Below are 15,052 nucleotides of genomic sequence, written 5' to 3' on the forward strand. Positions count from 1 at the left end.
CCACTTCACCACTTGACCACTTCGACGCGGTCCGGTCCGGTCAGAAATAGGACTCCAGCGTGCCACGACGACGGACATCGAGAGTGGCGCAGTGGAAAGAGCCGCCGAAGCTGTTGAAGTTCCGGAAGTCACAAGGGACCGGTGTCATGCCCCAGTCCTTCATGGCCTTGATCATCGGCTCGTCCTGACGCTCGACGACCACGCGTTCCTCGTCGAGCATGAGGACGTTCATGTTAATCCACTTGCTCGTCATGTATAGGGGATGTCCATCGGGAATGACCGGTTTCGGCGCCACCAGGACGTCCCAGCCCTTGAACATCTTCGGCACCTCCGGCACCCGGTCCGGATGGATCAGGAGCTTGCCCGGGGCCAGCGGCATCAGGCTCGCGTCGATGTGCATCGGGTGGTCGTCGGCGAGGTCGAGAGTGTGCACCCGGTACCCGTCGCCCAGGTGGCGCTGCACCCACTCGATGCCGATGGTGTTGGTGACGTGGCTGCGCTGGGCGAAGATGTCGCGCCCGCAGCGGATGAAGTCGGCCGCGTCGAAGGTCGGCTCGAACTCGCCGATCACGGAGCGGAAGGGCTCACCGTCCGGCTGGTCGGTCCAGTCCGCCTCGTACAGCTCGTCGGGCAGTTCCGGCTTGGGTGCCGCGCTCCAGCGTGCTCCGGCCCGGAAATACTCCTTGAGCAGCGGCCGGAACGACGAGGTGGCGTAGTAGCGGGAGCGCCAGGCCATGGGGCACTCCAGGATCTGGTCGCCGAAGACCAGCAGCACGTCGCGCGGCATCGCGTCGTACAGCCCGGTGCTGGTCCAGCCAGGCGCGCCATAGGACTGCGCGTGGTCGCGCGGCTCGGGCCTGCGCACCCTGACACCCTCGGCCTCCAGCACGGCGGCCAGCGCGTCCAGTTCGGCGGCAGCGGCGGCGACCCGCTCGGGCGGGAAGGGCAGACCCGCGTTCGCGTGGAAGACGGTGCGCTGGTCCGGGGACAGGGGCGCGTCCTGGGCGATGTGCCGGGGCGGGAAGTAGGAGTGGTCGACAATGCCGACGATCACTTCCTCCAGCGGGTCCCACTCGTTGTGGGCGCTGACCGGGCAGTCGGGGGCACTCATCAGCTCGCTCAAGACGCGTTCCTTTGGTTGGTGTAGAGGGTTCCTTCGGACCAGACATACGGGGTGCGGCCCCATGCCATGGCCGACGCCACGCCGGAGAAGAGTCCGTGGCCCGAGAGGTTCGCGCTGGTGTTGCACAGCACGGGGATGCCGCTGAGCTTGGTGTATTCGTGCAGGATCGCCCCGGCCCTGGTGCCGCGCGCCGCTGGGTCGATCGTCTGGAGTCGCGCCGAGCCGTCCAGGTGGACGACGGCGGGGATCTTCTCCGCCCAGCCGGGGCGCAGCCGGTGGTCGAAGAGCATGTACGGGTCGGTGGTGCCCGGCTCGAACACCTCGGCGGCGTGGGACTCCAGGCACATGGGCGCGACGGGACGGTAGTCGGCGCGGCCCTTGATGTCGTTGAGCCGCTTCTTCATGGCGGGGGAGGTGGCCGCCGCCATGATGCTGCGGTTGCCCAGGGCGCGGGGCCCCAGTTCGGCGCGGCCCTCCAGGACGACGACGGGCTCGCCCTCGCGGTGCAGCAGTGCGGCCAGTTCCCGCTCGTCGCAGGGTGCGGCGCTCCAGCCGGGCAGCAGCCTCGGCGGGGCGAGCCGGGGGCCGCTGTAGACGTCCCACTCCAGGGCCGCGTTACCGGTCTCGGCCACCATCTCGCAGCAGGCGGTGCCGATGGCCGCGCCCGAGTCGTTGGGGAAGGGCGGCGCCCAGACGGCGGAGAAGAGGCCGCTGCTCCGCAGCGCGCTGTTCCACTTGATGTTCAGCGCGCAGCCGCCCGCGAGGCACAGCCCGACGGTGCCAGTGTCTCCGGTGCCCGTGTCTCCGGTGCCCGTGTCTCCGGTGCCCGCGCCAGCGGTGCCGGCTTCGCCGGTGCGGGCGAGCGCGGTGGTCAGGGAGTCGACCAGCATCCGGGCGACATACTCCTGGAAGGTCGCGATGCAGTCCGCGCTCGTCATCCCGGGGAACAGTTCCTCCCTGCGGGCCGCGACGGCCTGGCCGATCGTGGAGTCGACGGAGACGGTGTTCAGCTCGTCCAGCAGCCGCTCCAGCGCGGGGAACACATCGGTCCTTACGGTGCCCAGTGCGGCGTAGGCCATGGCCTTGCCCGGGACTTCCAGGTGGTGCTGGGTGAGCTGGTCAGGGGTCAGCTCGCTGATGTCGCGCCAGAACGGGTCGAAGCTCATGCAGAACTCGACGAACACGTCACCGACGAGCGGGAAGAGCGGGCCGAGGTAGGTGATGTCCCTCGGGTCCGCGCCCACGCGGTACAGGCGCGGCAGCATGCCGCCGTCCCAGGCCAGCACATAGGCGCCTTCGCCGCGTGCAGCGAAGGGGCTGGTGCAGTAGCTGGAGTAGACGTGGTGGGTGGCGTGCGCGTAGCTGGCGTAGCCGGAGTGCAGCACCGATCCCGCGGGCCCGGTGAAGTGTTCCCTGTGCAGGGGGCCGCCCGGGGCGCCGTCTCCGGTGTAGGAGGCGGCGGGAATCTTGACGGGGGTGCCGTGGTGCGCGGTGGCGATACGGGTGGAGGTGTCGCCGTCCACCGGGTACCAGCCGTCGACCACATAGCGGTCGATGCCGGCCGGGTCGATGCCCTCCGCGCGGAGGATCTCGTCGATGCGGTCCAGGTCGCCCAGGGCGCTGTAGCGCTTGCCGTCGGCGAGCTTCTCCGCCTCGATGCTGAAGACGAGGCGGTTGCCGTCGAGCACGGCGACCCCACCGTCGTGTGAAACCTTCACTCCGCAGATGAGCACTGTGTTTCCTTCGGTCGCGGTACGTCGGAGTACGTCGGGGGCACGCCGTGCGAGGGGCGGCGGCGGTGTGCTGTCACCAGAGGGGCGGCTCGGGCTGCGGCAGCAGCTCGACGACGGCCGCGCTCGCCGTGGCGCCGCCGTCCCCGGAGGCGAGCAGGCCGAGCCTGCCGCCGGTGGCGGCGAGCGCGCCGAGCATGGTCACCGTCGAGCGGAGCGCGGCGGCGTCCCCCAGGTGGCCGAGGGCGAGCGCGCCGCCGCGCGGGTTGAGCCGGTCCGAGTCGGCGGCGAACGCGCGCTGCCACAGGAGGGGGACGCAGGCGAAGGTCTCGTCGATCTCGTAGTGGTCGAGCCGGTGTGCGTCCAGTCGGTGTGCGTCGAGCTCAGGTGTGCCGGGGTGGTGTGCGTCGGGGCCGTGTGGGTCGGTGCTGCCGGTGCTCAGCACCTTGCGGGTGGCCTCGATGACGCCCGTGGCCGCGCACTCCGGGTCGCCCTCTGTGCGGGCCAGCGCGGTGAAGCGGGCGCGGGGGCGCAGGCCAAGGCGCAGTGCGTGGCTCTCGGTCGTGAGGGCCATGGCCGCCGCGCCCCGTGCCCGGTGGGCGCTGTGGTCGGTACGCGGGCCGGGGTGGCCGCCGCCCGTGCCCAGCAGGCCGTCGGCGTCGGCGCCCGCAAGTTCGTCGGCGTCCAGGACCGTCTCCGCGCGGGGCCCTGGCGCCGAGAGGGGGATGATCTCGGGCTTGAACTCTCCTTTCTCGTGCACCTCTTCGGCGCGGCGGCGGGAGCGGCGCACATACGCGTCGAGTTCCGCGCGCCGCAGCCCGCCGTGTGCCGCCGTCGCCGCGGCCCTGCGCACCGCGGCGGGCGGCAGCGCTGCGGAGGGCGCGTCCACGGCGGCGACGACCAGCAGGTCGTGCGCGCCCGAGGCCACGGCCTCGACGGCGTCGTGCATCAGCGACTGGCCCCCGGCTCTCGGCTGCCCGAGGGTGGCCCGGCGCAGCGCGGTGGGCACGCCCCGCCCCGCGGTGACGAGTCCGTCGACGGCGTCCGCTTCGAGCTTGGCCCTGGCGAGGAGTTCGCCGAGTGTCTGGTCCAGGAGGTGGTGCGCGGTGAGCGCGCGGGGTGAGCCGTATCGCGCCGTTGGAGTGCGTACGGCTTCGACGATGACGACACGGTCCACTGGGCTGTCCCCCTCTTGCTCGGCCTACGGATGAACTGGCGTACTGATACGCCCTGCTGACGGCGCGTCAGTCGACGTCGAACACGCGCTGTACTTTCGCGGTCCCCGAGACCTGGACACGGTCCTCGGTGACCTTCACGAACAGCCGTCCGCCCCGCGCGGAGAGCTGGCTCGTCGACATCTCGTCCTTGTGCAGTTCGGCCTGCCAGTACGGGCCGAGCTTGCAGTGCGCCGAGACGCACACCTGGTCCTCGTCGACGCCGAGGGCGGGGAAGAACGTCCTGGACACGAAGTCGGTCCCGGGCTCGTCGCCGCGCGCGGTCACGATGTGGCCGCGGCAGTCGATCTGGGCGAGCCGTGCGAAGTCGGGCTCCAGGAGGGCCACGGCCTCCTGGGACTTGACCTCGATGAGGACGTCGTCGCTGGCGCGGGTGCACCGGACGATGCCGGTGCCCAGCGCGTCTTCAAGACCGGGCGGCGCGGGCCAGTCGGCCACCTCCACGCGGGGCAGGTCGATGGCCATGCGGCCGTGTTCCCTGCGGGTGTAGAGGGGGCCATCGCCCGTGTGGAAGGTGGTCCACTCGCCGTCCCGTATCCGGGACTCCTCGTGCAGTTGCCAGGCGGTGGCGATGGTGGCGTGCCCGCACACGTTCAGTTCCTTGCGCGGGGTGAACCACCGGATGCGGAACTCCCCGCCGTCCAGCGGGATCACGAACGCCGTGGTGGGCAGGGCGAGCCGCGCTGCGATGTCCTGCATGTGCGCGGTGGCGGGGAACCCGTCCGGTACCTGGATGACACCGGCCGGGTTGCCCTGGTACCGCTCGTCGGAGAACGCGTCAACCTGCCATACGCGCATGCGCGGGCACCTCGCTCAGCGTCGTGAACATGCGGTCGACGGCCCGTGCCATGCCCCACACCTCGGTGTACTCGGGACCGTAGTCACCGCTGTCGATGTCGCCCTGGCGGGCGTAGGCGGCGACCATCCAGTCCGGGGTGGTGGGGTAGCGGTGGTGGAAGTCGTGGTTGGGCAGATCCCCGACGATCACCGTCAGCCTGCACGGCAGGTGGTAGAAGAGCGTGACCGCCACCCACCGCGGCCAGGCCACCAGCTTGGTGTGCCACGGCAGCGACTTCGCCGGTACCCGGCTGCCGCAGAAGCGGGCCGACGTCGCCGACACCGTGTAGAACTTGTTGCCGTGCTTCGGGTCCGGCGGGGTCAGCCAGGCGTGCTCGCCCAGCTTGTCCAGCAGGGCGCTGAGCTGCGACAGGATGATGACCGGCAGGACGAAGCCGAGGAGCAGCACCAGATACCCGTTGGGCACCCAGAACGGCACCGACAGCCACAGCGCCGCCCAGGCGTAGAAGCCGGCGCGCCGCCACTTCCCCTTGAGCAGGTTGCACTTGACGCGTCCGACGAAGCTCGTCCAGTAGAAGGCGGGCGAGAGGAAGACCACGAAGGCCCGCCGCCACAACTGCGCCCGTGTCATGCCGGGACGGAAGCCGAGGTTGAGCAGCACCTGTACGGGTGGGTCCTGCACCGAGGCGAAGATCGCCCTCCTGTGGTGGGCGTAGAAGTGCTCGTCCTTGAACTCCTGGAAGTCCTGGTAGACGTTGAGCACGGTGACCAGCTCGCCGAAGAACCAGTCGGCCTTCTCGTGCCCCGAGAACTTGCGGTGCAGTGCCTGGTGGGCGATCACGAGGATCATGGTCCGGGCGCCCTGCAAGGTCAGGATCCACCCGGCCACCATGGCCAGGTACCACAGGTGGAACTGGAGGGCGATCGCCGCCGAGGACAGCGCGAGCCCGCTGAAGAACCAGAGCAGGGTCACCGTCACATAGGAGGCCCAGGTGTGCCTGATCAGCGGCTTTTGGTGCGGCAGTGCCTTCCCCGTCATCCACGTCCAAAAGTGCTGGCTCCAGCCGGGAAACCGGAGATAGCTCTCGCGCAGTCCGGCGTCGGTCATGTCAGCGCACCACGCTCACGGCGTCCGGGTACGGGGTGCCGACGCCGGTCTCCTGGGAGAGGCGGTCGAAGAAGCGCGTCCACAGCGTCCACATCTCCTCGGCGCTGGCGAGCACGGCCTCCTGCTCCTCCGGGCCGAAGCCCTCCAGCATCGCGTGGTTGGCCTCCTCGACGTGGTCGGGCTCCTGCTCGACGTGGATGCTGACCCACTCGTTGTCGTCGCGCCCGGTGACCCGCTTCACGGAGGAGCCGATGCTGGAGACCATCAGCAGGTCGGTGACCTCGGTGGCGAAGATGAAGCCGAGCGCGGAGTAGCGCTCCTTGGCCGCCTTCTCGTATCCGGCGACCAGGGCCGCGGTCTCCTCGAAGGGCGCGGAGTTGGTGACCAGGTCGCGGTCGAAGCCCGCCTTCTCCATGCTGTCGGCGTAGATGACCTCGTGGGCCGCCTTGGGATCGCCGCCGCCGGCCTCCTGGTTGAGGATGCGGGTGATGGCGCTCTTGGACTCGATGTCCGGCAGCGAGGCGACGCACTGGGCCAGGAACGTCGGGAAGTAGTGGAGCGGGTACCACCACTGGCCGAGGAAGGTGCCGACCTGTTCCTTCGTCACGTCGTCCTTCGTGACCCGTGCGAAGAAGTCGTGGTCGGCGAACTTGCGGTGCACAGGGCTTTCGTTGAGACGGTCGACCAGGTTTGTCGCGAGTTCTTGCGTCATGGCGGAGTCCACTCCTCTAGGCAGAACGCTCCATCAGAAAGAAGCGATGCAGTTCCTGAATCTTCGCCCGGACGTTTTCGTCCTGGCTCCGGCGGCCCAGCTCATCCAGGGTGTCCCAGATGAAATTGTCTCCGCCGTCCTTGCGGTAGTGCTTCTTGATGACGATGCCGAACACGTCCCTGATGTTGTCGGCATCGATGACCGGGGCCAGCGCGAGGATTTCCTCGCGCTCCTTCCCGGTGAGGGGCGCCCGCTCGCGGATGCGCTCCCGGGGAATTCCCCCGGTCGGCCGGAAGTCGAAGCGGACAAGCTCCGACTCGTCCTCCACCCAGCAGAAGTCCAGGATGAGGTGGGTGCGCGGCTCCGGGGAGAGCGCCCCGGCGGAGTGCACCCGCGAGGCGTCAAAGAACCACACCTCGCCCACGTGCATCCGGTACACGTCGTTGGCCTGCGTGAAGAAGGCTTCCTCCGTGGTGACCAGCGGGACGTGCACGCGGTTGGTGTTGCGCACCTCCTCGGGGATGTCGCTCAGTTCGAGCAGGTCCCTGTGGGGCATCGTCACGCTGTCGGACATCACCGCGAGCCGAGCGAAGTTCAGGTGCTCGGTGTTGAAATTGCTCTCGATGAGATTACGCACATAGGGGAGCTGCTCGCCATACTTCGTGACCGACGAACGCTTTCCGTGCTCGTAGTTGGTGATGAGTCCGTCGCCGGAATTCCCGTCCGACGACCACACCATGAGGCTCTTCCACGGGCCGCCGCACAGATAGTCGCTGTACGCCTCCGAGAAAACGAGCTGGGATGCCGCCTCCAGGTCCGTGCGCACGGCGGACTCGTCGATTTCCACATGTCCCACACGCTGTGTCCGTGCCATTTACGCGCTCCTCGGCAGGGTGGTGAACGGTTCGCCCCAGGCGTTTTCCCTCTTGACGTTGTTGAAGCCGAACTCGTCCTCGCCCGCCACCTGGACCACCCCGTGCCGGGAGAGGTCGAAGTGGTGGCCGAACTCGTCGAAGGACTCCATCCCGCCGTAGACCCGCACATGGGTGGGCACCACGCGGATGGAGAAGCCCATGCGCTGCTTGCGGCTGGTGTTGGGGTTGGAGCCGTGGATGCAGCGGGCGGTGAAGATGATGAACTCGCCGGGCTTCATCTCGACGTGCCGGACATCCTCGTCGTCCGGGTCCCAGTCCTTGTCGAGCCGCAGTTCGCTGTAGTCGTAGCCGAAGAAGGTGTTGTCCTTCTTGGTGTTGTCCCAGCGGATCTTCGCGGTCTCGTCGTACCGCCACTGGCGGTGGCTGCCGGGGATGAGTTTCATGCAGCCGTTCTCCTTGGTGGCCTCCGTGAAGGCGACCCAGGCGGTCAGCTCCATGGGGGCGCCCTCGGAGCGCGCGGTGGGCTCCAGCATGCCCTCGGACGCCTCGCCGATGGCGTACGTCTCGACCTGGTGCCAGCCGGTGCCCGCGTCGCCCGGGCTCTTGGGGAAGAACTCGGTGCGCCAGCACTGGACGTCGTCGCCGATGAGGGCCTGCATGCGGCGGCCGATGGCCGGCTCGGTGATGATCTGGCTCAGCCCTGGCACGTCGAGGTGGCGGTCGTAGTTGACGGGGTTGTCGAACGCGGCGCGTTCCTTGTTGCGCGGGTCGAGGAGCGCGGCGCGCTGCTTCTTCCACCACGCGGTCATGACCTCGGGCTCCCAGAGCGTGAACGGCCCGATGAAACCCTGTTCCGCGAAGGTCTTCTTGTCCGTCTCAAGATCCATGTGTGGCTTCCTCCCTGCTGTGTTCGATGGCCTCGTCCATGGCCGCGGCGAGCCGGTCCACATCGGGGGCCGTGAGCATGCCGTTGTGGTCGCCGGGCACGGGCAGCACCCGGAGGATTCCGCCGATCAGCCCGCCGAGGTCGGCGGCGAGCCTGCGCCGCATGTCCGTGCCGGTGGCCTCGGCCTGGAACAGCACGGCGTCCCCCGCGTAAGACTCGGGCGCGTAGGCGATGGCGGCGCGCATGCTGTCGCTCGCGGTCTCCAGTTGGTGCTTGAGGTGGCGTGCCGACAGGCCGGTGGCCGCCGCCGAGGTGCCCATGAGGCTGGTCCACTCCTCCTCGGTGGCCAGGTGCTCGACGCCGAGGAGCCCGGCCCCGTTCCCGTTCCCGCCCCCCTCTCCGCCCGCAGCACCGTTCGCGCCCGCGCCCTCCTTCTCGATGCCCTCCAGGACCCGGGTGAGCAGCGGCAGGTGAGGTGTCTCTGCTGGGGTGAGCCCGGTGATGGGGTCGCGCAGCGGGTTGGCGTCCACGAGCCCGAGGAACTCGACGCGCTCGCCGGCGGCCGTCAACTGCCGCGCGGTCTCGAAGGCGAGCACACCTCCGTACGACCACCCCGCGAGCAGGTACGGGCCCTCCGGCTGCACGATCCGGATCTGCTCCATGTGCATGCGCGCCGTCTCCGGTACGGAGAGCGGTACGCGCTCGCCCGTCAGCCGTACGCCCAGTACCCGCAGTGGCGAGGTGAGGGCGCGGGCCAGCTCCCGGTAGGCGAAGAGTTCGCCGCCCAGGGCGTGGAAGAGGAACAGCGCGCGCCCGGAGGGGCCCGGGCTCAGGGTGCGCACCTCGGAGCCGGTGCGCCGCACGCTCGGGGCGCCCTCGCCCTTGGAGCGTGCGAGGGCCTGGGCCAGCCCCGCGACGGTGCTCTCCTCCAGCAGCAGGGCCAGCTCGACCTCGCGGCCGAGGGTGTGGCCGAGTTCGGCGACGACCCAGGTCGCGAGGAGCGAGTCGCCTCCGACGTCGAAGAAGTCGTCGTCCTCGTCGAACTCGTCGTGGCCGAGCACGCGCCGCCACAGCCGCAGCACGGTGGCCGTCAGCGACTCCTCGCCGCCCTCACCGCCCTCGCCGCCCTCCGCGTCCCCGTCCGCCGCTTCCGCCGTGTGCTGGCCGGGTCCGGCGGGCAGTGCGGTGTCCAGCAGGGCACGCTGGTCGACCTTGCCCGTCGCGGTGAGCGGCAGGGCGGGGAGGAAGACGAAGCGGGAGGGCACCATGTAGTCGGGGAGGGTGCCGCGGGCGTGGTCGAGCAGGTCGCCCACCGAGGGCGCCCCGGATGCCTCGGACGTCTCGGGCACGACGTAGGCGACCAGTCCCGCGACGTCGTCCACGAGGGTGCGCAGTCCGACGACGGCTTCGCGGACACCGGGGTGCTTGGCGAGCACCGTCTCGACCTCGGCGGGTTCGACGCGGTAGCCGCGCACCTTGATCTGGGTGTCGGTGCGGCCCACGAAGTGGACGGTGCCGTCGGCGTCGCGTCGCACGAGGTCCCCGGTGCGGTACATGCGGGCGCCGGGGTGTGCGGCGAAGGGGTCGGGCAGAAAGCGCTCGGCGGTCAGCGCGGGCTGCCGCAGATAGCCGCGCGCCACGGCGGGGCCGCCCACGAACAGCTCCCCCTCCTCGCCCGGGGGCACCGGGGTCAGGGACGCGTCGAGGACGTGTGCGGTGGCGCCTGTGACGGCGGTGCCGATGGGGGGCAGCTCCGGCCACGGTGTGTCCTCGGCGCGCAGGGTGTGACTGGTGACGAGGTGTGCCTCGGTGGGCCCGTAGTGGTTGTCCAGGCGGCAGCCGGGCAGCCGCACGAAGAGACCGGCGATGGCCTCGGTGACCACGAGGCGCTCGCCCGCGGTGACGACGTGACGCAGGGAGCGGGGCACACGCCCTGTGCGCTCGGCCGCCTTGGCGAGCTGTTGCAGCGCCACGTAGGGCAGGAAGATCCGCTCGATCGACTGCGCGTCGAGGGTGGCGAGCAGCCGCTCCGGGTCGCGCCGCACCTCCTCGGCCACCAGGCAGAGCCTGCCGCCCGTCGCGAGTGTGGACAGGACCTCCTGGAAGGTCACGTCGAAGCCCATGGCGGTGAAGTTGAGTGTGGTCAGCCCGGTGGGGCCGCTCGCGGTCTGCCAGCCGATCAGCCGGGAGAGGCCGCGGTGCGTCATGGCCACGCTCTTGGGGGTGCCGGTGCTGCCGGAGGTGTGCAGTACGTAGGCGAGGTGGTCGGGGTGGAGCGCGGACGGCGCCGGTGCCTCGGGCGCCGCCTCGTCGGTTTCCGGCGCTGCCGGGTGGCCGCCGGGCGGCACGGCCAGGACTCCGTCGACGCCGTACTCCCGCGCGGGTTCCCCGTCGGTGACACACACGGTGGCGCCGAGCTTCTCCAGGACGAGGGCCGTGCGGGCCGTGGGCCAGGCCGGGTCCAGGGGTGCGTAGGCGCCACCGGCCTCGAAGGCGGCGAGCATGGCCACGACCACGTCGGCCGAGCGGGTGAGCCGGACGGGTACGGGGACGTCGGGGCCGACGCCGTGGCCGCGCAGCACGTGCGCGAGGCGCCGGGTGCGCTCGGCCAGCTCGCCGTAGCTGAGGGCCGAGCCGTCGGTGTCGGTGACCGCCGTGCGGTCGGGGTGGGTCAGCGCGGTCCGCCGTACGAGGTCGTGCACGAAGGGTGCCGCCGCGCCGCCCGCGCTCGCGGTGGCGGTGCCGGTCTGTGTGTGAGCCATGTCGATCCGCTGTCACCAATCGTCAAGTGAAGGGTCAGTGGCCTTGCTGGGGGTGGTGGCGCTCAGCGTGGTCGCTGTCGCTCGGCGTGGTGGCTCAGCGGGTGTCCGCCGCGGCGCCCTCCATGGCGCGGCGCAGGCTGGCGGGCCGCATGTCGGTCCACAGCTCGCCGATCCGCTCCAGGCACGCGTCCTTGGCCATCGGCTCGCCGACGGTCTCCCACCCGTCGGGCACGGGCTTGTCGGTGCGCCAGATCGAGAACTGCTCCTCGTGGTTGCGTACGACGTGGAACAGCTCGTCGGCCGCCTGTGCCGTGCCCGCTGCTGTGGTGGTGTCCTGCGCCGTGGTGTCGCCGCTCATCAGGCCCTCCAGGAGACGATGGGGTCGTGGTTGCCGTTGCGTTCGGCGTGTGTGCCGTTGTGCTCGGCGTGGTTGCCGTTGTGCTCGGCCGGTACGGGTGTCTTGGGGGACATGGCCAGTCCCACCACGTCCTCGATCAGCCGCTCCTCGCCTCGACGGCTGGTCGCGAGCAGGGTCTGCGCGGCCCGGCGGCGGTCCTCGTCGTCCATGTCCTGCGAGAGCTTGAAACGGCCGATGAGCTGCTCGATGTCGATCTCGAAGCCGACGATGTAGTCGATGAGCTTCCCGATCCGCTCGTCCCGCGGGTCCAGGCGGTACGCCTCGGCGCCCGGGTCGGCGTGCTCCGAGATGCCGCACAGCCCCTCGACCACGCGCGAGCCCTCGGTGAGGAGGCGGGCGTGGCCGCGGACGTGGACGGTCATGGAGTTCCAGGTGGGCAGCCGGTCGCTCTTGTAGACGTACGGGGAGATGTAGGAGTTGGGGCCGTGGAAGAGCACCATCACGTCGCGGTCGTCGAGCAGTGGGACGTGCGGGTTGGAGCGGTCCATGTGGCCGAACAGGACGCCCTTCCCGCCCCGTGTGCGGTCCAGGGTGAGCGGGATGTGGGAGACGATCGGGTCGTCGGGGCCGCGGGTGGAGATGACCGTGGCGAAGTGGAAGCGTGAGATGACCGAGTAGATCTTCTCGGTGTCCTCTTCGACGAACTGCTCCGGCGGGTAGGCGGGCAGGGTGACGGAGTCCGCCGCTGCGGTACGGGCCCGCTCGGTGCTTCCGACGAGCGGGGGTGTGCGCTTGCAGATGTCGGTGAAGATCTGCTTGGAGCGGAAGGGGAGGAGGGAGAGCAGGGTGTCACCGAGCCCGAAGGCGTACTCGCCGTATCCCTGCACGTAGAGCCCGCACTCCGCCTCCGGTTCCATGCGCACGCGGTAGTTGCGGGTCAGGGCGAGTTCGCCGCTGTCCTCGCGGCACAGGAGGGGCAGCACATCGCCGAAGATGCGCGGGTCCAGCTCGCGGTCGTAGCCGGTGGCCAGGACGATGCCGTCGCAGGGTATGCCGCCGCGCACGCCGCTGAAGCGGTCGCGGACGTCGGCGCGCAGCCGTCCGCCGTCCTCGTGCACACCTTCGAGGCGGGAGCAGGCGTGGACGGTCAGGCGTCGGCCGCCCTTGACCTCGTCCGCGTACACCTTGCGGTACAGGTCGTCGAGGAAACCCGCCTCGACCACGCCGTAGTTGGTGGGGCGCAACTCGGAGCGGAGCGCGGCGCGCTGCTCGTGGTCCATGTCGTAGAAGTCGTCGGCGTTCTTCTCGTGGAACAGCTCGTTGACGAAGGGGCTGTTGTCGGTGCCCTTGAGGGAGTAGCCGGAGACGGTGAGGTGGACGTGGGCGCGGGGGTAGTGCTCCAGCAGGTAGGCGACGATCTCACCGGCGCTCTGTCCGTCGCCGACGACGGCGAAGTCGTAGGCGCGGTCGTGGTCGGTGAACTGCGCGGGGAAGTGGGGCAGGAACCGGCTGGAGTGCACGGCCGTGGGCACGTCGGGCAGTTGCTCGGGCAGGCGGGGCCTGCCGCCCGCCGCGTGGACGACGTTGCGCGCGAAGACGGTCCGTGTGTCGCCGGTGGGCAGATCGCGGACGGTGACCTCGAAGAGCTGGAGGCCGTCGTCGGCGCTCCGCGGTACGAGGTGTACGGAGACGACCTCGGAGTCGTAGCGCACCTGGGTGGCGAATGCCTCGGCGACCCACTCCAGGTAGTCCTGGTACTCGATCCGGGTCACCCGTGATTCGCCGAGGTTGACGAACCGCTCCAGGCGCTCCTTGGCCTTGGTGTACTGGAGGAAGGTGTAGGGGCTGGCGGGGTTGCGCAGCAGCACCAGGTCCTTGAGGAAGGAGATCTGCATCCGGGCGCCGTCGATGAGCATGCCGGGGTGCCACTGGGTCTTGGCGTTGCGCTCGAAGAACACGCATTCGCGGGTCGCGTCGAGTTCTTCGGCGGCTATCGCGAGGGCCAGGTTGGAGGGCCCGAAGCCGACGCCGATGAAGTCGTAGGGGGCTGTCCGTGAGCCCGTCCGTGAGCCCGGCCCGGCTGATTCCCGGCTGTTTCCAGAAGCGGCATTTTTAGGCACACGAGCCCGATTCTCAGTTCCCAACTCAATCCCTCATCACGTCGAAGTGTCACTCTTCGCGCAGGCAGAATGCTGCCGCCGAGCTCGCTGGAGAATGAACCGCAGTGCCCACAGATGCTGTTCCGGGTGCGGCTTACAGAAAACCTACTGCCCTACTGTCCACAAACTCCGCGACTTCGGCAATGGTCGAGGATTGGAAGAACTTCTGCACGCGGACATCGACACCCAATTCTTTGCGGATGCGGGCGATGACTTGGGTGGCGAGGAGTGAGTGACCGCCCAGGGCGAAGAAGTTGTCGTGGACGCCGATGCCGTCCTGGTGCAGAACGTCCGCCCAGATGCCGGCCAGCGCCACCTCGGTGGGCGTGGACGGCGGGGTGTGCACCTCCGCGCGGTCCGCCTCGGGCGCGGGCAGCGCCTTGCGGTCCGTCTTCCCGTTCGGCGTCAGCGGCAGCTCCTCCAGCACCATGAGCCGCTGCGGGATCATGTAGCTGGGCAGCTTGTCCCGGAGGCGGCTGAGGACCGCTTCTCTGAGGGCTTCCGAATCGGGCGCTGGACCGGGGCTGCTGGTCCCGGTCTCGGGTACGACGTAGCCGACGAGCTGTGCGTCACCTGTCGCGCTCTCAGGGGCGGCAGCGGCGGCGCGGGCCACGCCGGGGGTCTCCAGCAGGACGCTCTCGATCTCGCCCAGCTCGACGCGGAACCCGCGCACCTTCACCTGCGCGTCCAGCCGCCCCAGATACTCCAGCCGGCCGTCCGCCAGATACCGGGCCAGGTCCCCCGTCCGGTACATCCGCTCCCCGGCCGCGCCGAACGGATCGGGCACGAACCGCTCCGCCGTCAGCCCAGGCCGCGCCCAATACCCCCGCGCCAGGCCCACACCCGACAGGAACACCTCACCGGCCACCCCCACCGGCACCGGCTCACCAAACGCGTCCAGCACATACACCCGCGTATTCGCCACCGGACGCCCCACCGTCACCCGCGACGCACCCGCCTCCACCTCACACCACGTCGCATACGTCGTGTACTCCGTCGGCCCGTACAGGTTGTTGACCGTCACTCCGGGCAGGGCGCGGTGCAGGCGGTCGGCGAGTTCGGCGGGGAGGGGTTCTCCGGCGAGATTGATGGTACGGACCGACGGGGGAATGCCACCGGATTCGAGGAGCGCGCGGGCCGCGGAGGGGACGGTGTTGACCAGTTCGGGGTCGCCGCTTTCGCCTTCCGTGAGGGCGAGGGCGTCTCGGGCGAGTACGACCGTGCCGCCCGTGCACAACGGCCCGAAAATCTCGAACACCGACAGATCGAAACACACCGACGTCCCCGCCAGAACCCGCGAAAGACC

General features: G+C 69.8%; 12 protein-coding genes. All 12 read right to left on the reverse strand.

Annotated elements, in window-relative coordinates; translation table 11 throughout:
* Positions 1-40 precede the first annotated feature (40 nt).
* Positions 41-1,123, reverse strand: a complete 1,083-nt coding sequence (locus ACWGJ2_RS23265; RefSeq protein WP_453348099.1) for an amidinotransferase — start codon at positions 1,121-1,123, stop codon at positions 41-43.
* On the reverse strand, positions 1,120-2,841 hold the full coding sequence (locus ACWGJ2_RS23270; protein ID WP_453348100.1) for a carbamoyltransferase N-terminal domain-containing protein: 1,722 nt from the start codon (positions 2,839-2,841) through the stop codon (positions 1,120-1,122). Before ACWGJ2_RS23270 ends, ACWGJ2_RS23265 begins: the two co-directional genes overlap by 4 nt.
* A gap of 88 nt (positions 2,842-2,929) precedes the next feature.
* Positions 2,930-4,030: a hypothetical protein gene (locus ACWGJ2_RS23275; protein WP_453348101.1), complete on the reverse strand. Its 1,101-nt coding sequence runs from the start codon at positions 4,028-4,030 to the stop codon at positions 2,930-2,932.
* Between the two features lie 67 nt (positions 4,031-4,097).
* Positions 4,098-4,886: a PhzF family phenazine biosynthesis protein gene (locus ACWGJ2_RS23280; protein ID WP_453348102.1), complete on the reverse strand. Its 789-nt coding sequence runs from the start codon at positions 4,884-4,886 to the stop codon at positions 4,098-4,100.
* A complete protein-coding gene (locus ACWGJ2_RS23285; RefSeq protein WP_453348103.1) occupies positions 4,867-5,994 on the reverse strand; it encodes a fatty acid desaturase in 1,128 nt (375 codons plus the stop codon). Before ACWGJ2_RS23285 ends, ACWGJ2_RS23280 begins: the two co-directional genes overlap by 20 nt.
* A gap of 1 nt (position 5,995) precedes the next feature.
* The gene (locus ACWGJ2_RS23290; RefSeq protein ID WP_453348104.1) at positions 5,996-6,706 is read right to left on the reverse strand and encodes a TenA family transcriptional regulator; all 711 of its coding nucleotides are present in this window, start codon (positions 6,704-6,706) and stop codon (positions 5,996-5,998) included.
* 16 nt (positions 6,707-6,722) lie between these two features.
* The gene (locus ACWGJ2_RS23295) at positions 6,723-7,580 is read right to left on the reverse strand and encodes an aspartyl/asparaginyl beta-hydroxylase domain-containing protein (protein WP_453348105.1); all 858 of its coding nucleotides are present in this window, start codon (positions 7,578-7,580) and stop codon (positions 6,723-6,725) included.
* Complete coding sequence (locus tag ACWGJ2_RS23300; RefSeq protein WP_453348106.1) at positions 7,581-8,468, reverse strand: chlorinating enzyme; 888 nt, start codon at positions 8,466-8,468, stop codon at positions 7,581-7,583.
* Entirely contained in the window at positions 8,458-11,229 is a 2,772-nt protein-coding gene (locus tag ACWGJ2_RS23305) for an amino acid adenylation domain-containing protein (RefSeq protein WP_453348107.1), read from the reverse strand. The genes ACWGJ2_RS23300 and ACWGJ2_RS23305 overlap by 11 nt, the downstream gene beginning before the upstream one ends.
* A gap of 94 nt (positions 11,230-11,323) precedes the next feature.
* Positions 11,324-11,587: an MbtH family protein gene (locus ACWGJ2_RS23310; RefSeq protein ID WP_453348108.1), complete on the reverse strand. Its 264-nt coding sequence runs from the start codon at positions 11,585-11,587 to the stop codon at positions 11,324-11,326.
* The gene (locus tag ACWGJ2_RS23315) at positions 11,587-13,707 is read right to left on the reverse strand and encodes a SidA/IucD/PvdA family monooxygenase (RefSeq protein WP_453348109.1); all 2,121 of its coding nucleotides are present in this window, start codon (positions 13,705-13,707) and stop codon (positions 11,587-11,589) included. The genes ACWGJ2_RS23310 and ACWGJ2_RS23315 overlap by 1 nt, the downstream gene beginning before the upstream one ends.
* A 133-nt stretch (positions 13,708-13,840) precedes the next feature.
* The coding region (locus ACWGJ2_RS23320) for a non-ribosomal peptide synthetase (RefSeq protein ID WP_453348110.1) at positions 13,841-15,052 on the reverse strand (1,212 nt) is incomplete at its 5' end.

Source organism: Streptomyces sp. NPDC054796 (genome assembly GCF_053611545.1).